Source organism: Mesorhizobium sp. P3_B5, assembly GCF_056402815.1.
Window position 1 is genome coordinate 58,446 of the sequence record NZ_JBFUGR010000011.1, and the last position, 17,947, is coordinate 76,392.

Genomic DNA, 17,947 nt, shown 5'->3' on the forward strand with positions numbered 1-17,947 from the left:
CCCGCCGCAGCCTCACCCAGCGTAACAGTTTGCGGACAAAATTGAAGCGAGAGCAAACCGTCCAGAACTATGAGCGGCGCCGTGCCGGCACCAGGAGAACGGGCCGCTCAGCCCGCCGCCTTCATCCAATGCTGCATTGTCGTCACCGAGCGGGCCAATTGCGGAGCCGGGTGAATTTTTTCATCGAAAGTGGCGGCGGCGCGCCACCCCCAGCGCGGATCAGCGAGGAAGGCGCGGGCGAGCGCCACCATGTCGGCGCGGCCATCGGCGACGATCGCCTCGGCCTGCCTGGGATCGTCGATCAGTCCGACGGCGCGTGTCGGAATTCCGGCGCCCTTGCGCACCGCTTCCGCCAGATGCACCTGGTAGCCGGGGCCGGTCGGCAGCTTCTGCAAGGGCGAATTGCCGCCGCTCGAACAGCAGATATAGGCGATGCCAAGATCCTTCAGCGCCTTGGCCACTTCGATCGCGTCCTCGACATCAAAACCGCCATCGACCCAGTCTTTCACCGACAGGCGGGCGCCGAGCATCAGGTCGGGGACGGCCTTGCGCACCGCCTTGGCGATCTCGGTGACAAAGCGCATGCGGTTTTCCAGCGAGCCGCCCCAGCGGTCGGTGCGCTGGTTGGAGAGCGGCGACAGGAACTGGAAGACCAGATAGCCGTGGGCGGCGTGCAGCTCGAGGAAGTCGAAGCCCGCGCGTTCAGCCCGCCTTGCGGCTTGAGCAAAGCGCTCGATGAGCTGCAGGATTTCTTCCTCTTCCAGCGCGTGCGGCACGTTCCAGCCGGTGTCGTAGGCAATGGCCGAGGCCGAGACGGTCTGCCAGGGGTCTTCGCTTGGTTGCAGCGGTCCGCCGCCTTCCCAGGGCTTTCGGTTGGAGGCCTTGCGACCGGCATGGGCAAGCTGGATGCCGAATTTCGTGGCTGGAGCGGCGACCCGCCTGGCTGCATCCAGCGTGCGCCGGGCCGCCGCCTCGTTGTCGTCGGAATAAAGACCGAGGCAACCATGGGTGATGCGGCCGCGCCGTTCGACGTCGGTCATCTCGACGGTGACCATGCCGGCGCCTGACATTGCCAGGTTCATCCAGTGATAGAGGTGCCAGTCGCTGGCCGAGCCGTCGTCGGCGGAATACTGGCACATCGGCGCCACCGCGATGCGGTTTTGAAAGGTCAGGCCATCAAGCGTGATCGGCTGGAAAAGCGATGTGGTCATCAGAAAACTCCGGGAAGGATGTTGTTATCTAGGCAATGGCGGCTGCCGGCACCAGACACGAGGCGGCGAAACGCGCTTCTGGACCAATCGCTGGCCGGATTGCGGAAACAGCGGTTCGCGGCTACGCCTTGCCGCCGACGCCAAGGAGTTCATCATGGAAGATCGCATTCGCATCCGTTCGGAGGAAGTCCTTTCCGATGACTGGGCGGTTCTGAAAAAGACCGTCCTCGACTATCGCCGGCGTGACGGGCAGTGGGAGACGCAAATCCGCCAGACATACGATCGCGGCGACGGCGCGGTGATCCTGCCTTACGATCCGGCGCGCTCGACGGTGCTTTTGGTCCGGCAGTTCCGCTACCCCGCCTATGTCACCGGCCATCGCGAACCGCTGATCGAGGCCTGCGCCGGCCTGCTCGACGAAAACGATCCGGAGACCGCCATCCGCAAGGAGGCGGAGGAAGAACTCGGCTACCGACTGAAGAGCATCGAACGGCTGTTCGCGCCCTATATGAGCCCAGGCAGCGTGACCGAGCGGCTTTGGTTCTTCATCGCCCGCTACACGCCTGCCGACCGCATCTCGGCCGGTGGCGGCGCGGCCGACGAGGGCGAGGACATCGAGGTTCTGGAAATGTCGCTCGACGACGCGCTGGCCGGCATCTCAGACGGCCGCATCATCGACGCCAAGACGATCATCTTGATCCAGCATTTGAAGCTGAACCCGATTCCTGCGCCGGAGGACTGATTGCTGCAAAGACTTGCGAGACAGGACGCCAATGCACCTGCTCCCGCTTGAGAGCATGCGGCGAGCCGCCGCAGCACCAACGTAAAAAGGGAACGAACCGCTCCGCCATGTGTTAGCAACCCATGATGAACAGATTGGACCCCCACGGTCGCGGGATGGCGGCCGATATTCTGGCGCTGGAACTCGCTAGAGCAAGACAGCGCATTAGCCGAGCCAAACTCGCCCTCGAAAGCGCGGAAGAAATGCTGGACGAGAATTGTGGTGTAGCCGTCAACCTCGCGCTCTGCAGCACGATAAGGTCCGCGCAACGGCGCGTCTTGGAGGCCAGAAAGCGCCTCACGAAGATTGATCCCGCCAGCATGAATTGACCCGGATTGTAAGCCAACGATGCTCCCGACGTTCAATCTCAAGATCCAGCGAAACGGCGACATGCATCGCGCTGCAAGGCTTGCGATGCTGAGGCACCAAGTGGTCCACCACATCGAGCGCACTGACGCCTCGGCGCAGAAGGTCGAACAAGCGCTGGCCAGGTTCGCTGAGGCAAACGCGCTCGGTTACCGTCTCGCGCCATGGCGTAGGCACTGACAAACTCGCCGGGGTCGGTTAAGTCGAAAACCGACGTCAAAGCTAAATGCGGCCGGTTCGTCGACGCCAAGACGATTATTCTGATCCAGCACCTGGAGCTATGCCCGATGAAGGCCTAGCCGCTCGAAGCTCGGCGGGTAGGTGCCTCACTCGGTAGGCTGCGGACAGATTGGCACGTCCACTTCGCGGATGAAGTTGCGCAATTCTTCCATATCCCCCGACAAAGGCCGATCGTCGGAATAGTGAGCGATATTTTCCCGGACCAGTCGGTAGATGGCGTCGGTACCAGGTGCACGTGCACCGCGTTCAGCCAAAAAATCATGGGCCTGCGCGGCCGCCATGAGTTCGATTGCCAAAATGTATTCAGCGTTGTCGATAACCGCCAGCAGCTTGTTGGCCGCGACGGTTGGGTGGGCCAGAAAGTCCTCTTGCAGGCCGGATGTGACGCCCCCGTCGGTCGCCGCCGGGGCGGCCAGGCGCCGATTGACGTTGCTCAGCGACGTGGCGGTGTATTGGGCAATCATGAAGCCGGAATTGCTGCCGTCCTCATCGGCAAGGAAGGGCGGCAGATTGCTGACAAGTGGATTGACGAGACGGTCGATCCGCCGCTCGCTCATTCCAGCCACCTGCGCCAAGGCAATCGTCAAGCCGTCTGCGGCCTGCCCGAGCGCGGGCGCCACCGCATGCGCCTCTGAAACAACCTGCGGATCCTCCAACGATCCGAATACCGCTGGATTGTCGGTGACGGCTGCCAATTCACGGTCGACCAACTCGGCGGATCGATCCAGCACCTCCCGAGCAGCGCCGTGAACATGCGGCACGGCGCGAAGACTGAGGGCGTCCTGCGTGCGGCTGCCATGGGCAAGCGCGATAAGTTCGCTGCCGTGGAGCCAGCCACGCAACGATCTGCCGACATCCTGAATGCCGGGCGAGGGCCGCATCGCCAGGATTTGCTCGCCAAAGGCCGGCATTTGTGCGCCGGCGGCTTCAAGCGTCAAAGCGGCCGCGGCGTCAGCCCAACCCAGCAAACGCTCCGCGCGTTGCACGGCGATGCTTGTCAGGCCGGTCGCGCATGCCGTGCCATTGACGAGACTGAGGCCCTCTTTCGCGCCAAGCTCCAGGGGCTCCAGACCCATTTCAGCCAGGGCCTCGAGCCCGCTCATGGAGCGGCCTGCCACGGTTGCACTGCCTTCACCGATCAAGACCAGCGCCACATGCGCATTGTGCGTCAAATAGCCGGCCGACCCCCTCGATGGCACGTCGGGAACGCAGTCGCGCTCGATAAAGGTCAGCAGATTGCGAACGATGGTGGGGCTTACGCCCGAATGGCCATGCGCGAAATTCGCCACTTGCGCGGCAATGATGGCGCGCACGCCGCGTCTTGGCACCAGGTCCCCGACGCCGCAAGCGTGACTGCGAATGATGTTGCGCGACAGTTTCTTTTGCAGGGCAGGCGCCACAATCTTGCTTGCCAATGCGCCGACCCCGGTATTGACGCCATAGGCGCGGATGCCTTTTTCGACGATGGAAGCAACGATCTGGTTTGCAAAGGCGATCCTCTCCCACGCTGCTGGACTGAGTGCCAGGGATTCGCCTTCGCTCACTTGCGCGATGTCGCGCCAGCTGGCGTTTCTATCGATCGTTATTGTCATTGGTCGTTCCGAAGTGGCGGACGCGCAGGCACCGTTGGCTCGCGCGAAGGCGGAGTGAGAACCTTGCATTGGCTCCGTACCCTACAACTTCGCCGCGATGCATAGTGGCGACGGAATTGCCGGCTGATGCGACTGTAGCGACGTCGGGGGCATAAAGCCGGGTCAAGGATGGCAAAATTGTCGAGCAGCGGGAGGCGGCCGCCGCCAGAGCGGGCTTGCAATCCTGTCTGGCTCTATTACCAGTGGCGGCCACGCGGACGTGGCGGAATTGGTAGACGCAAGGGACTTAAAATCCCTCAGCTACGGCTATCCGGGTTCGATTCCCGGCGTCCGCACCATGCTGAATTTGAGAGATAACCGCCTGCCGCATCGCTCTTGTGGCTAGCCTCTCGCATCACGAGCATGAAAATGCTTGATGGCGCGTCAGGCTTGGCCGGCGCCTTTCCTCCGACAGTTACGCCAAGAGTTGTAAGGGCAATGGGCAGTTTATTGCTCTCCTAGGCCTATTGGAGATGCTGACTGGCCGTCAGTCCAGGCGCATGTAGGTTCAGCCGGTGTGCTAACCGCCGGTGAGGTCCGGCGGCCTGAGGCGGTCCCTCCCCAAAGGCTGCCGGACCCAACAGCTCATCGTTTAGGACCATCGGTCCGGCGCTGCCGCCGCCCCAGTCCCGTTGCTTCGGATGAACGACGCACACTTGCCGGGGATGTGCTTAACCGTCGAAGCAAGGCCTCGTGCGTCGTCCGGGGCGCAGGGAAGTGATCGCAGCCAGGCGATAAACAGCGGTTGGATTTAGCCTGCTGGCTATTGCCGGGTACTGGGGCAGGCTCGATTCGACTTAAGTCAGCCCTTTTTTGCGACCGTCTCTATGCAGCGGTCGATTCGGAACGACAGCTTGTTTGGTTGTGTCCGCAGTGGTCTCTTCCACCGCCTGCTTGGTGTCTCGCCGCCCATAGACAAGCCTGAACACGAGCAAGAAGTACCCGACCTGCAACAAAACCGCGGCGATGATGCCCCACGCGACAGCCTTCCAGATTGATCCTGTGGCCGCATAGGCCCAAGCTCCGACGACGCCCGTCGTCGTCAGCATTCCCACTAGAAACTGCGGAAAATACATTGCCCCAATCCGCTTCCCGTTCCCCAACGGGCCCCAAGCTAAAGCTTTCATTATTTTAGCGATTGCGCAAGTATCAAAGCTGCCCAGCCATTAGCGGGGGAAAACGTCCGAACAGGGTTTTGTTGCATGGTTGCTAATATTACGTTCGGTTTTAGCCGGCTTGCCCCCCAACGAGAGCCCCAAGCCGGTCAGGCCCGACGGTCAGTCGAACATACCCCAACAGACTGTCGGGCCGCAGCCAGGGTTGTCCGATGCGTCCGCGTAAAATGTCGACGATGCTTTTCCCTGATCGTACGGGTTCGATTCCCGCCGTCCGCACCAGTGATTGCCCGGGCGTTTTCGCGTTTTAAAACAAAAGCCTGTTGCGATGGCTGAACCCAGAGAGGCTCAGAACTTATAGCTCAGGTTGATGCCGACCGTGTTCAGCTTCACGTTCTGATCGCGATCGTTGAAGGGGGCCGCCACGTCAAAATGCTCGGAGCCGAAATCATAGTAGCGATATTTCGCGCCGACGATGAACTTGTCGGTCAGCGCGTAGTCGACGCCGGCACCCACGGTCCAGCCGACATTCGTTCGTGTGCTGGCGAATGCCGCGCCCGCGACTTGCGACGTTTCGATGCCGGCGAAAGCGATGCCGCCAATGCCGTAAACCAGCAGGCGGTTCATGGCGAAGCCGGCCTTGGCGTTGACCGACCCGAACCACTTGATGTCGGTGCCAAAGGTGCTTCCCAGGCCCGACACCGCCGTGCCGTCGATCGTGGAATAGTTGAGGTCGGCCACGGCGCCGAGCACCGCCTGGTCGAACTGCCAGAGGCCGGCGACATGGCCGCCGACGAAACCGCCGTCAATGCTGGGCGCGATGGAAAACGGCGCGCCTTCCGTCACCGATATGTCGGATTGGCCCCAGCCATAGCCGGCCTGCAGGCCGGCGTAGTAGCCGGTCCAGTCGAAGCCGGGTGCTGTCATCGGCAGGTCGGTCATTGGATCGGCGGCGAAAGCCGGCGCGGCCAAAGCGGTTAGAAAACCGGCACTTGCGAGCGTCAGGCGATGCATCGAGTTTCCCGAACGTCGGTTCCAGAATGACACTTCTGGTTGAAGGTAACCCGATTTGCCGCAAAACGGAATCCTATTTCGACCGGGGCCGATATCTTGGGTTGCCATGGTTTACGCCCTGTCGCGGCAATGGCGGCATTGTCGCGGGAGCGCCGCCGTGCAAGATCGGCGGCTTGCAAGGTAAAAACCGGATGCCCGCCCTGTTTCGCCTGATCGCCGGCCTCGCCATCGTGCTGCTTGCCTGCGGGCTGGCGATGGCCAAGCCGCTGACGCTTGCCATCGCCAAGGCGAATGTCGTGCGCGACCCAGCGCCGGGACAGGTGGCGCTCAACCTCAAATTGACGCCGGACAGTAAGCGGACATTTGCTGCCTTCACCAGGGCGAATGTCGGAAACATCATCGATCTCAGCATCGACGGCGCCGTGGTGATGTCGCCGCGGCTGGTCGAGCCGATCCTTGGCGGTGAGATCATGGTCAGCGGCACATTCGCCAAGGGCGAACTCAGGCGCCTGGCCGAACGGATCTCGTCCGGCGGCGCAAAAGTCACGGTCGATGTGACGGCTGACTAGCCTTCGTCAAGCCGATTGGCGTTACGCAATCGCTGGTCAAAACCGCATCGGCTTGGCACAGTCGGGCAAACAGGAGTCTTTTCATGGCCAAGACCGCGCAGGTGACGAAACCCAAACCGTGGACCGAGATGGCGACGCATCTGGTCGATGTCGCGATGGGCCGCAAGCCTGCCGACCTGGTCATCCGCAACGGGCGCTGGGTCAACGTCCATTCGGGCGAGATCATCGCCGGCACCGACATTGCCATTGCCGGCGGCCGCTTTGCCTATTGCGGGCCGAATGCCGGCCACGCCATCGGCCAGGGCACCAAGGTGGTCGATGCCGGCGGCCGCTATCTGGTGCCGGGCCTGTGCGATGCGCACATGCATGTCGAGAGCGGTATGGTGACGGTGACCGAGTTCTGCCGCGCCGTCATCCCGCACGGCACCACTTCGATGTTCATCGATCCGCACGAGATCGCCAATGTGCTGGGCCTGCCCGGTGTTCGTCTGATGCATGACGAGGCTGTCGCCATGCCGGTCAACGTGCATGTGCAGATGCCGTCCTGCGTGCCCTCGGCGCCGGGGCTGGAGCATGCCGGCGCCGAACTGACTGTTGCCGATGTCGCCGAGGCGATGACCTGGGAAAACATCATCGGCCTCGGCGAGGTGATGAATTTCCCCGGCGTCGTCGCCAACGATCCGATCATGTCGGGCGAGATCGCCGCAACGGTGAGAGCCGGCAAGACGGTCGGCGGGCACTATGCCTCGCGCGATCTCGGCCTGCCGTTCCACGGCTATGTCGCCGGCGGGCCGGAAGACGACCATGAGGGCACACGAGCCGAAGACGCGATTGCCCGCGTGCGCCAGGGCATGAAGGCGATGCTGCGGCTGGGCTCGGCCTGGTACGATGTGGCCTCGCAGATCAAGGCGGTGACCGAGAGCGGGCTCGATCCGCGCAACTTCATCCTGTGCACCGACGACAGCCATTCCGGCACGCTGGTCCATGAAGGCCATATGGACCGGGTGGTGCGGCACGCCATTCAACAGGGGCTGAAACCGGTGACGGCGATCCAGATGGCGACGCTCAACACCGCCCAGCATTTCAACCTGGAGCGCGAGATCGGTTCGATCGCGCCGGGCCGGCTCGCCGATCTGCTGATCGTTTCCGATCTGGCCGAGATGACCATCGACGAAGTCTATGCGCGCGGCGTCAGGCTGGCCAAGGGCGGCAAGCTCGACATCGACATTCCGGCTTACAACTATCCGAAGACAGCCAAGAACACCGTCAAGCTCGGCAAGAAGCTCAAGTCCGGTGACTTCGACATCGCGGCGCCCAAGGGCGCCAATGAGGTGCGGGTGCGGGTCATCGGCGTGATCGAGAACCAGGCGCCGACGCGGGCGCTCGAGGCCGATCTTGCGGTTGAAGACGGGCTGGTCGCCATGGATCGCCGCAACGACGTCTGCCAGATCGCGCTGGTCGAGCGCCACAAAGGCACGGGCGGTGTCACCAACGCCTTCGTCTCCGGTTTCGGCTATATGGGCGACTGCGCCATGGCGTCGAGCGTGGCGCATGACAGCCACCACATCATCGTCGTCGGCACCAACAAGCAGGACATGGCATTGGCCGTGAACCGGCTGGGCGAGGTCGGCGGCGGCGTGGTGCTGTTTTCCAAGGGCAAGGAACTGGCGCTGGTCGAAATGCCGATCGCCGGGCTGATGTCGGACGAGCGGGCGGAAATCGTCGCGGCCAAGGCGGAGAAACTCACCGAGGCGATGCGCAAGATGGGCTGTTCGCTCAACAACGCCTACATGCAGCACTCGCTGCTGGCGCTGGTCGTCATCCCGGAGCTGAGGATTTCCGATGTCGGCCTGATCGACGTGACGACTTTCCAGAAGGTCGACCTGTTCGTTTGACGTCCGGTTTGTCTGAGGTCTCTTTGGCTATCCGCCGGTGGCGATGGTCAGCACCTTGAACGGCGTGGTGATGACGATCTCGGCGACGGAGCCGACAGCCTTGCCGATGCCTTGGCCGATATTGTTGAGCTGTGCCGGGTCGGGTTCGTCCGACGCCAGGCCGGCCGGCGTGCGCAGCCGGTCGCCGAGCAATTGCACGAGAATCGGATTGTCGGCGAACTTGGCGTGGTTCAGCCGGTCGCCGCCCTTGGTCTGGCTGAGGTCGACCACCGATACACCGTAGCTGGCGAGGTCGGCCGCATTGCCGTAGTCGCCGACGCGCGGCTTGTCGCCTGAGATCAGGGACGAGAGCTTGAGCGCCCGATCGTCGGCGGAAAGCAGGACGGCGAAGGGCTTATTGGGCTTGCCGTAGCGGATCATCTGCTTCTTGAACACGTCGACGTCGATATCCGGCGACGCCAGGATGACATAGCCGAGCTTGCCGCCAAGATCGCGGTCGCCGGTGATGGCGAGCTGGCGCAGTGCTTCCATCGTCACCCAGGTTCCCATCGAATGGGCGATGATGTCGATGCTCTTGACCCGGGTCTTGGCGAGCATCCTGAGCGTCGCTTCGAGGTCGTCGCGCGCGGCGTTGGCGCTTTCCTTGTCGTAGATATAACCGCTGGCCTTGCCGCTTGACGCCCAGGAGAACAGCACCGGCGTACCGGGATATTTGGTGTCGTGCGCGATCTGCGTCAGCCGGTAGATGCCGTCGTCGAAACCGTTGTTGAAGCCATGAACGAAAACCAGCGCGCGGTCGCCACGCATGGCGATGTCGGCACCGACTGCCTTGGCGAATTGCGGGGCGTCTTCGTAGTGGGTGACGCCGGTCGCGGTGAAGTCCTTGGCCGGATTGCTGTTGGCGGACCCCTTGGCCCGCTCGATGGCGCCGACCTGATGGACCTTGGGGACGGTCACGTCGACGCGGGCATAGCTGGTGGTCAGCGAGCGATCGCCGTCGAACACCTGGCGAGGGTCTTTGGTCGCCTGCTGGCGGGTGGTGGCGACGAAGATCTCATGCGTCGCCGCAATGTCCGAGGCGGGTGCGGTGATCGTCGTCTTGTTGAGAAGGTCGTGCGTGTTCTGGTTGGCGCAGCCGGTGACGGCGAGCGCGAAGGCAAGGACGAGGACAGTCTTCGAACGCACGGTTACGCGAGCTCCCGCTGGCGCATGACGCCTTTTCTATGTCGATAGAGCCAGAGGCCGGCCCGGTCCAGTTCAAACTGATCAGATGGCGCGGCAATCGTTGATAGGCGCGGCCGCTGCGGCCGCACCTATTGGCCGAGCTGGACGATACGCTCTGTCACCGTCTGGTCGCTGGCAAAACCGTCATCCTCGCGCAGCCGCTGGCCAATCATCTTCACCAGTTCGGGATTGTCGGCGAACTTGGTGTGATTGAAGCTGTCGGTTCCCTTGACCTTGGAGAGGTCGACGACCGTGACGCCATAGGCGGCGAGGTCGGCGGCGTCCTTGTAGTCGCCGACGCGCGGCCGCGAGCCGGCGATCAGGCCGGAGAGCCTGAGCGCCCGATCGTCGTCGGAGAGCAGCAGGATGAATGGTTTATCCGGCTTGCCGTAGCGCCGCATCTGGCTCTTGAACACGTCGACATCGATGTCGGGCGATGCCAGCACCACGTCACCGAGCTTGCCGCCGAGATCGCGGTCGCCCGTGATGGCGAGCTGGCGCAGCGTTTCCATGGTGACCCAGGTCCCAAGCGAATGGGCGACGATGTCGATGCGCCGCGCGCCCGACTGCTGCAGCATGCGCAGCGTCACTTCCAGCTGATCGCGGGCGACGCTGGCGCTTTCCTTGTCATAGACATAGTCGGTGGTCCGGGCGCCCGATGCCCAGGAAAACAGCACCGGCGTGCCGGGGTAGCCGGAATCGTGGACGATCTGGGTGACGCGATAGACGGCGTCATCGAAGCCGGTGTTGTAACCGTGGACAAAAACCATGACGCGGCCGCCGCGCGCCGCGATGTCGGCGCTGAGCGCGCTGGAGAATTTCGGCTGGGCGTCGTAGCCGACGACCTCGGAAGCCATGAAGTATTTCGCCGGGTCGTCCGACTTGCCGCGGGAACGCCGCTCGATCTGGCCGGTCTGGTGGATGCCCGGAACGGTGACGGTGACGCGAGCATAATTGAGCGTCGCCGAGCGCTCGCCGTCGAAAACCTTGTTGGGATCGTCGGAATGCTTGCGCGTCGTGGCGATGAAGATCGAGTGATTGCCGGCGATTTCCGTCACCGGCGCGGACACCATGGTGCTGCCGAGGAGTTCCTGGGTCTGATTGCTGGCACAGCCGGCAACGAGCAAGGCAAGGACAACGGTAAGGATCTTCTTCATAGGCACTTAGACATTCCAATCGAAAGATGAATTCATTTAGAATTCACTTTGAGGCCAAAAGGCCCATCCACCCCCGCGACACCTCCCGGACAGGTAGAGTGCGGCGGAAGTAAGTCGTGTCCAGCCGAAATGGGGTCAGCGTCTGGCGACAGCCATCGCACTGTGGCGCGAAAGCCAAAATGGCGGCAGGAACGCCGGTATGTTGGAGAAGGGCAGCACCTCTGGCTTGAGCCGGATGCCGAGCACGTCGCTCATAAAGGCGCGACGCGCCTCGATGCGGCGCCAAGCCTCGGGATAGCGTACCGCGATCTCCTCGCGCAACGCCTGATCGGCGAGCGCGATGCCGTCTTCGATGTTGGTGGTGAAATAGTCTGTGCCGGTCGCCGGAATGATGTCGACCTGGAGTGCCATGCCCGATTTCAGCGGGATGTCGGAGCCGGCGAAAATCGGCGAATGCATCCATTCGTCGATATGGACGAGATGGCCGGGGTTGAGCGAAACGCCGAAGAACGGATCGCCGATGCGGTCGTGCACCGCTTGCCACAGCGCGCCGCCGGCAACGCCGATGCCGACAGTTTCATACCAGTCGACAACGGCACTGAAATAGGGCGCGACCAGTTTTTCGACATAGTCACGTATGCCTTGCGGAAGGTCGGCAGCGCTCTCGGCCAGAAAACCGGCGCGGGCGTTGAGCGAGCCCTGGATGCCATAGGCCATGGTGATCGGATCGCCGCGCTTGATGATGTCGAGGCGCGGGCTGGGCAAGCCATAAGCGGCACGTTTGCCGGCCGACAGCATCGGATGACAGCATTGCGGCAGGCCGTTGATGCCCATCAGCTTCGTGGCCTGCAATTCGGTCATGCCGGGTTCGATGCCGCCAAGCACGTTGCGCAGGCCTTGCGAGGAAAAGGTCGCGGCGAATTCGAACGCAGCCAACTGGTCGGCCTCGTTGATGGCGCGCAGGCCGTCGGCGGGGTTCATCAACAGGTTGGCAGCGTTCAGCACAGCGCCCTTGTCGCCTGCAAGCGTGCGCAGCGTGTCGGCGATGAAGGACGGCAGGTCGAGCGCCGTTTCGCCAAAGCCGGCATCGCCCGGGCCGAACGGCTTCCAGTCGATGGCGCCGATGCGCTGGCCTGCTTTCAGGCCGCAAGCGGTGAGGATGTCGGGAAGCGCCGCCGAGCGGTCGCGCGGCTGCGCCGGCAGCGAAAACGTCTGGTAGAGGATGCGCTCGTAAGGGCCGTCGCAGATCTCGGCATAGCTCCAGCCCTCATTGCCGACCAGAAGTTTCGGCTGCTTGCCCGGAATGATGACCAGCAGCGTCTCCTCGAAACGGGGATCGTAGCCGCAGAGATAGGCGACATTGGCCGCGTGCTCGCGGTCGCCATAGATGGCGAAGGCCTCGAAGCCCGACGCGGTGCCGCGTGCCACCAGCGCGTCGATGCGCGCCTCGTAGGTGGTGCGCGCAACGAGCGGCATCAGCGTCGGTTCGCCAAATTCCGGCAACGACATGGTTTTCAGGGCAACCGATGCGACAGGCATGAACAAACGCCTTCAAGTGCTTGCAAGGTTTCTGGGAATGCCCCGCGGCAGGGGCGGGTAGTCCGCGGGACAATGGCTTTGCGGGGCCGGATATGCAATAGGCGGGGATCAAACTCGCGCACAGGCGATCCGGGATCTTGCCATGAACAGTTTCTCTTCTCGTGTCGCTGTCGCCACTGCTGCAATCCGGCAGATCTTTCCCGAAACACCGCTGCAGGAAAACGACTATCTGTCGAAGAAGACCGGCGCGCGGGTGCTGTTGAAGCGCGAGGACCTGACGCCGGTGCGCTCCTACAAGATCCGCGGCGCCTTCACCTTCTTTCGCAAGGCGCTTGCCGCCGGCAACGACGCCGAGCTGTTCGTCTGCGCCTCGGCCGGTAATCATGCCCAGGGTTTTGCCTTCGTTTGCCGGCATTTCGGCAAAAAGGGCGTGGTGTTCATGCCGGTGACGACGCCGCAGCAGAAGATCGACAAGACGCGGCTGTTCGGCGGTGAATTCATCGAGGTCAGGCTGGTCGGCGACTTTTTCGACGACTGCTACCGCGCCGCCTTCGAATTCACCGAAACGACGGGCGCGCATATGGTGCCGCCTTTCGATCACAAGGACATCATCGAGGGGCAGGCGACCGTCGCCTTTGAAATCGCCGACCAGATGCCGGGCGCGCGCATGCCAGACATCATCATGCTGCCGGTCGGCGGCGGCGGTCTGGCCGCCGGTGTGACCCATTATTTCGCCGACCAGGGCCGTGACGCGCGCTTCGTCTTCTGCGAACCGGCCGGCGCGCCGAGCCTGCGCGAGAGCCTGTCGGCGGGAAAGCGGATCAAGCTCGCCAAGGTCGACAATTTCGTCGATGGCGCGGCGGTGGCCGAGATCGGCCGCGAGCCGTTGCGGCACCTCAAGGAGTTTGCCGCGGACGCTGTGCGGCTGATCCCGGAAAACCGGCTCTGCGCGACGATGATCGAGATGTTGAATGTCGAAGGCGTGGTGCTCGAACCGGCCGGCGCGCTGACGATCGATGCGCTCAAGGATTTCTCGAAGAAGGAGATCAGGGGCAAGACCATCGTCGCCGTGGTTTCGGGCGGCAATTTCGATTTCGAGCGGCTGCCGGACGTCAAGGAAAGGGCGCTGCGCTTCGAGGGCTTGAAGAAGTACTTCATCATCCGCTTTCCGCAGCGGCCGGGCGCGCTGCGCGACTTCCTCGACATGCTGGGGCCTGACGACGACATTGCCCGCTTCGAATATCTGAAGAAATCGGCGCGCAATTTCGGTTCGGTGCTGATCGGCATCGAGACCAAGGACCGTCGCAATTTCGATCTGCTCAAGGCGAATTTCGAGGCCGAGGGCGTCCAGTATCAGGACATCACCGACAATGAGACCTTGGCCGGGTTCATCATATGAGCGGGAAGGGAAAAATCTTCGTCGCGCTGTTTTCCGGCATCAATGTCGGCGGCAACCGCATCGTCAAGATGGCGGAGCTGCGGGCGCTTTTCGAGAAACTCGGCTTTTCCGACGTCGCCACCTATGTGCAGAGCGGCAACGCCGTTTTCCGGTCATCGAAGGGCGATGCAGCCACTCTGACGAAGCAGATCGAAGCAGCCTTCGAGAAGCAATGGGGATTTCACTCGCGCATCATGGTGCGCGATCTCTCATGGTTCGAGCGGCTGGTGAGCGAAAACCCCTATCCCGAAGTGGCCGCGGAACACACCAAACTCCACGCCTACGTGCTGGAACGCGAGCCGACTGCCGACGAGATCGCACGGCTGGCGGAAAAGTGCATCGGTCCTGAACGCTTCGAGATCAAGGGCGATGTGCTGTACCTGCATGCACCGGACGGGCTCGGCAAATCCGTGTTCGCCGGGCTGATCCCGCGCACGCTGAAAGTGCCCGGCACCGCGCGCAACTGGCGTTCGGTGCTGGCGCTGCTGGGGCTGGCCGGCAAGGCCGGCGGCTGACCGCCGCTCAAGCCGCCTGGGTGCGTTTCCAGTCGAAGGTCAGTTCCTCGCGGAAGGCGAAGCGCTTGATGTGATCGGCAACGACACTTTCCAGGCGCTCCAGCGATCCGCCTTCATCCGTCGACACCGTGATGTGCAACGCACTTGCATCGGCATCCATGACGGTGCGTCCCAGCGACGTCAGGTCGATGGTGCCGTGGGTCGGGTTGAACTCGACGGGAAATTTGTGCGCCCAATGCTTGCACAACTGCTGCAGGTAGCGGCTGGCGTGCTCGGTGGCGACATCGACATGGCTGGACGGCATGGATGAACTCTCTCGTTCTGTGCGCTGGCTGTCGGCTTGGCGCGATGACCGCGTAGATAGGTGTCGCCACTCGAAACGCAAAGGCGGCCGGCTTGTCGCTCGGCCGCCTGCGTTCAAAATGGCGTGATCGCTACCAGGTGCCGGTGTTCGGCATCGAGGCCCAGGGTTCGGCCTTCGGCTTGGCCGGTCCCTTCTGCAACAGCTCGAACGAGATGCCGTCCGGCGACTTGACGAAGGCCATGTTGCCGTCGCGTGGCGGCCGGTTGATGACGACGCCATTGTCCATCAGGTGTTGGCAGGTAGCGTAGATGTCGTCGACCTCATAGGCGAGGTGGCCGAAATTGCGGCCGCCCTTGTAGTCCTCCGGATCCCAATTGTAGGTCAGTTCGATCAGCGGCGCCTTGTCGGCAATGCCGCTTTGCTCATCTTCGGAGGCGGCGAGGAAGATCAGCGTGAAGCGGCCCTGCTCGTTTTCGTAGCGGCGCACTTCCTTGAGACCAAGCTTGTTGCAGTAGAAATCGAGCGAAGCATCGACATCGGCGACACGGACCATGGTGTGGAGATAGCGCATGTGGTTTCCTCGGATGTTGCGTCGCGGCGGAACATAGGGGCCACCCGGCCAAAGGGCAATCGCGGACCGAAAAGCGGCGGCCGGTTTCGGGAAAAATCCGGTGCTCAAGCAAAAGGCAGAACGCCAGCGTGGTCCGGTTTGGGAGGCCGCCGTTCTGGCCGCCAGTGGCGCCGGCAAACAACAAATCAGGTATTCCTGTATTGAACCGTGAAAAAAGGCACGGCAGGTCTTGCACAGACCGGAAGCCGCGGTGTTAATCTAATGTCAAGAATCAGTTGCGGTGTTCTTGAAAAAAGGGGGCATTCTTATGGGGGAAAAGGCCTCTTTCATGGGGCGGGACGAGAGCCTTGACGACGCCTTGAATCGAGACGCTAGCGGCGACGCTGCCGACCTCGTTGAAATCGCCGGCGCCATCAAATGGTTCGACGTGGCCAAGGGCTACGGTTTCATTCTTCCGGATGACGGCTCTTCGGGCGACATCCTCCTCCATGTGACATGTCTTCGAAAGGACGGCTTCCAGACTGCATTGGAAGGCGCGCGGGTCGTTTGTCTCGTCAAGCAGGGCGACCGCGGCTTGCAGGCGTTCCGCGTGCTGTCGATGGATGTCACCACGGCGATCCATCCGGCCGAGATGCAGGAGCCGCGCACCCATATTTCGGTGACGCCGGAAAGCGGGCTCGAACGGGCGCTGGTCAAGTGGTTCAACCGCACCAAAGGGTTCGGCTTCCTGACCAGGGGCGAGGGCACCGAGGATATTTTCGTCCATATGGAGACGCTGCGCCGCTACGGCATCACCGAGCTCAGACCGGGTCAGGTCGTGCTGGTTCGCTTCGGACGCGGCGACAAAGGCCTTATGGCTGCCGAAATTCATCCCGATATGGGAACCTTGCCGGTCTCGCATTAGGGCGATGCCCGGCAGAGGACTTTGAATGGCTAACAGGATCTGGCTGACTGCGGGTGCGATCTGCGCCGTGATTGCCGTTGCCGCCGCCACCGGCGCCTATTTCTATTCGCAGGAACCAAGTGCCGCCGACAGCCGGGCGATGATCCTGCCGGTCGATCCGACGCCGTTGGTCGCGGTGACGAAAGGCGGCGAACGCTCCTTCTCCATCGAAGTCGCCGATACCGGCGCCGAGCGCGAGGCCGGTCTGATGTTCCGAGAGGACATGGCCGACGATCATGGCATGCTGTTCGTGTTCGAGACTGTCGGGCAAGTGAACTTCTGGATGAAGAACACGCCGATGCCGCTCGACCTGATCTTCGTCGGCCAGGACGGCAGGATCCGGGCGATCAAGAAAGGCGAACCGCAATCCGAGGCGATCGTCTCGTCCGGCCTGCCGGTACGCTTCGTGCTCGAACTCAAGGCGGGCACCGCCGCAAGGGACGGCATCGAGTACAACGACCTGCTGCGTCATCCAGCAATCGGCACCGCGTCCGGGCCTGGCAAGCCGCCGGCGGACAAGGGCGATGCGCCGAGCGTCGGCGGCTGAACGGGCTGGCCACGGATGCAGTTTTTCTCCCATGATGGTTTCGACCTTGCCTTCCTCGATCGTCAGCCGGCCTCGGGCCGGGGCGACCCGGTGCTGATGATCCACGGCTTTGCCTCGAGCCACTACGTCAACTGGGTGTCGCCCGGCTGGTTCAAGACGCTGAACGATGCCGGTTACCGCGCCATCGCTTTCGACAATCGCGGCCATGGCGCCTCGTCGAAAAGCTATGACGAGGCTGACTACACGCCGGCCAAAATGGCGTCGGACGGAGCGGCTCTGCTCAACCATCTCGGCATCGAGCGGGCTCATGTCATGGGCTATTCGATGGGCGCGCGCATTTCGGCGTTTCTGGCGCTGTCCGATCTGGACAAGGTGGCGACACTGGTCTTCGGTGGGCTCGGCATCGGCATGGTCGATGGCGTCGGCGACTGGGATCCGATTGCCGCAGCCCTTCTTGCCGACGATCCCGATGCCACCAGCCATCCGCGCGGCCGCTCGTTTCGCGCCTTCGCCGACCAGACACGCAGCGACCGCCTGGCGCTGGCCGCCTGTATCGCCAAGTCGCGGGAGTTGTTGAGCGAGGACGACATCGCGCGCATCGCCCAGCCGACGCTGATTGCTGTCGGCACCAGGGACGACATTGGCGGCTCGCCGGAAGAACTGGCGGCGCTGATGCCCAACGCCAGAGCCTTTCACATCGAGGGCCGCGACCACATGCTGGCTGTCGGGGACAAGGCCTTCAAGCAGCGGGTGCTTGAGTTTTATGCCGAAAATCCGCTCTGAACCGCTGCGCAGTTTTGGGTGACGGGGATTGGGCGACCGGCGAGGGGTGGGAAACAGTGGCACAATGGGGAAGACGTACGGAGGCTCTGCCGGGCGTCGTCGCG

General features: G+C 62.7%; 18 protein-coding genes and 1 tRNA gene. 10 read left to right on the forward strand and 9 right to left on the reverse strand.

Annotated elements, in window-relative coordinates:
• Window positions 1-107: 107 nt before the first annotated feature.
• Window positions 108-1,211 carry an NADH:flavin oxidoreductase/NADH oxidase gene (locus tag AC1DVW_RS23680; RefSeq protein ID WP_477326348.1) on the reverse strand — a complete coding sequence of 368 codons (1,104 nt, stop codon included), beginning with the start codon at window positions 1,209-1,211 and terminating at the stop codon, window positions 108-110.
• Window positions 1,212-1,365: 154 nt separating this feature from the next.
• Here AC1DVW_RS23680 and AC1DVW_RS23685 point away from each other — a divergent pair, with 154 nt between their 5' ends.
• Together AC1DVW_RS23685 and AC1DVW_RS23690 are read left to right on the forward strand one after the other, a co-directional pair.
• Window positions 1,366-1,953, forward strand: a complete 588-nt coding sequence (locus AC1DVW_RS23685; RefSeq protein WP_477247239.1) for an NUDIX domain-containing protein — start codon at window positions 1,366-1,368, stop codon at window positions 1,951-1,953.
• Window positions 1,954-2,078: 125 nt separating this feature from the next.
• On the forward strand, window positions 2,079-2,321 hold the full coding sequence (locus AC1DVW_RS23690; RefSeq protein WP_477247237.1) for a hypothetical protein: 243 nt from the start codon (window positions 2,079-2,081) through the stop codon (window positions 2,319-2,321).
• Between the two features lie 363 nt (window positions 2,322-2,684).
• On the opposite strand, the gene AC1DVW_RS23695 is transcribed toward AC1DVW_RS23690, so the two are convergent.
• Window positions 2,685-4,190, reverse strand: a complete 1,506-nt coding sequence (locus AC1DVW_RS23695; RefSeq protein ID WP_477326350.1) for an HAL/PAL/TAL family ammonia-lyase — start codon at window positions 4,188-4,190, stop codon at window positions 2,685-2,687.
• Between the two features lie 253 nt (window positions 4,191-4,443).
• On the opposite strand from AC1DVW_RS23695, the gene AC1DVW_RS23700 reads away from it, so the two are divergent.
• Window positions 4,444-4,528: transfer RNA gene (locus AC1DVW_RS23700), tRNA-Leu, on the forward strand.
• Window positions 4,529-5,026: 498 nt separating this feature from the next.
• Here AC1DVW_RS23700 and AC1DVW_RS23705 read toward each other — a convergent pair.
• Together AC1DVW_RS23705 and AC1DVW_RS23710 are read right to left on the reverse strand one after the other, a co-directional pair.
• On the reverse strand, window positions 5,027-5,305 hold the full coding sequence (locus AC1DVW_RS23705; protein ID WP_477277347.1) for a hypothetical protein: 279 nt from the start codon (window positions 5,303-5,305) through the stop codon (window positions 5,027-5,029).
• Window positions 5,306-5,692: 387 nt separating this feature from the next.
• Entirely contained in the window at window positions 5,693-6,358 is a 666-nt protein-coding gene (locus AC1DVW_RS23710; protein WP_477326352.1) for an outer membrane protein, read from the reverse strand.
• Between the two features lie 191 nt (window positions 6,359-6,549).
• Here AC1DVW_RS23710 and AC1DVW_RS23715 point away from each other — a divergent pair, with 191 nt between their 5' ends.
• Both AC1DVW_RS23715 and ade read left to right on the forward strand, forming a co-directional pair.
• A complete protein-coding gene (locus AC1DVW_RS23715) occupies window positions 6,550-6,927 on the forward strand; it encodes a SecDF P1 head subdomain-containing protein (RefSeq protein ID WP_477326354.1) in 378 nt (125 codons plus the stop codon).
• 83 nt (window positions 6,928-7,010) lie between these two features.
• Window positions 7,011-8,822: an adenine deaminase gene (ade, locus tag AC1DVW_RS23720; RefSeq protein ID WP_477326356.1), complete on the forward strand. Its 1,812-nt coding sequence runs from the start codon at window positions 7,011-7,013 to the stop codon at window positions 8,820-8,822.
• A 27-nt stretch (window positions 8,823-8,849) separates the two neighbouring features.
• On the opposite strand, the gene AC1DVW_RS23725 is transcribed toward ade, so the two are convergent.
• The 3 genes from AC1DVW_RS23725 to AC1DVW_RS23735 form a co-directional block, all read right to left on the reverse strand.
• Window positions 8,850-10,007 carry an alpha/beta hydrolase gene (locus AC1DVW_RS23725; RefSeq protein ID WP_477326358.1) on the reverse strand — a complete coding sequence of 386 codons (1,158 nt, stop codon included), beginning with the start codon at window positions 10,005-10,007 and terminating at the stop codon, window positions 8,850-8,852.
• A 128-nt stretch (window positions 10,008-10,135) separates the two neighbouring features.
• Window positions 10,136-11,203 (reverse strand): alpha/beta hydrolase, encoded by a 1,068-nt coding sequence (locus AC1DVW_RS23730; protein WP_477249107.1) that lies wholly within the window; start codon window positions 11,201-11,203, stop codon window positions 10,136-10,138.
• 135 nt (window positions 11,204-11,338) lie between these two features.
• On the reverse strand, window positions 11,339-12,742 hold the full coding sequence (locus tag AC1DVW_RS23735) for an aminopeptidase P family N-terminal domain-containing protein (protein ID WP_477326360.1): 1,404 nt from the start codon (window positions 12,740-12,742) through the stop codon (window positions 11,339-11,341).
• Window positions 12,743-12,884: 142 nt separating this feature from the next.
• On the opposite strand from AC1DVW_RS23735, the gene ilvA reads away from it, so the two are divergent.
• Window positions 12,885-14,141, forward strand: a complete 1,257-nt coding sequence (gene ilvA, locus AC1DVW_RS23740; protein WP_477249054.1) for a threonine ammonia-lyase IlvA — start codon at window positions 12,885-12,887, stop codon at window positions 14,139-14,141.
• Window positions 14,138-14,695, forward strand: coding sequence for a DUF1697 domain-containing protein (locus AC1DVW_RS23745; protein ID WP_477249052.1), 558 nt, complete (start codon window positions 14,138-14,140; stop codon window positions 14,693-14,695). Before ilvA ends, AC1DVW_RS23745 begins: the two co-directional genes overlap by 4 nt.
• 7 nt (window positions 14,696-14,702) lie before the next feature.
• Here the strand turns inward: AC1DVW_RS23745 and AC1DVW_RS23750 are convergent, their stop codons facing one another.
• Entirely contained in the window at window positions 14,703-14,999 is a 297-nt protein-coding gene (locus AC1DVW_RS23750) for a DUF2218 domain-containing protein (RefSeq protein ID WP_477326362.1), read from the reverse strand.
• Window positions 15,000-15,129: 130 nt separating this feature from the next.
• On the reverse strand, window positions 15,130-15,570 hold the full coding sequence (locus AC1DVW_RS23755; protein ID WP_352439918.1) for a VOC family protein: 441 nt from the start codon (window positions 15,568-15,570) through the stop codon (window positions 15,130-15,132).
• 307 nt (window positions 15,571-15,877) lie between these two features.
• On the opposite strand from AC1DVW_RS23755, the gene AC1DVW_RS23760 reads away from it, so the two are divergent.
• Genes AC1DVW_RS23760 through AC1DVW_RS23770 form a run of 3 tightly spaced genes read left to right on the forward strand, consistent with a single transcriptional unit; the run spans window position 15,878 to window position 17,843 of the window.
• Window positions 15,878-16,474, forward strand: coding sequence for a cold-shock protein (locus tag AC1DVW_RS23760; RefSeq protein WP_477249047.1), 597 nt, complete (start codon window positions 15,878-15,880; stop codon window positions 16,472-16,474).
• Between the two features lie 25 nt (window positions 16,475-16,499).
• A complete protein-coding gene (locus AC1DVW_RS23765; RefSeq protein WP_477249045.1) occupies window positions 16,500-17,060 on the forward strand; it encodes a DUF192 domain-containing protein in 561 nt (186 codons plus the stop codon).
• A 15-nt stretch (window positions 17,061-17,075) separates the two neighbouring features.
• Complete coding sequence (locus AC1DVW_RS23770; protein ID WP_477326364.1) at window positions 17,076-17,843, forward strand: alpha/beta fold hydrolase; 768 nt, start codon at window positions 17,076-17,078, stop codon at window positions 17,841-17,843.
• Window positions 17,844-17,947 lie beyond the last annotated feature (104 nt).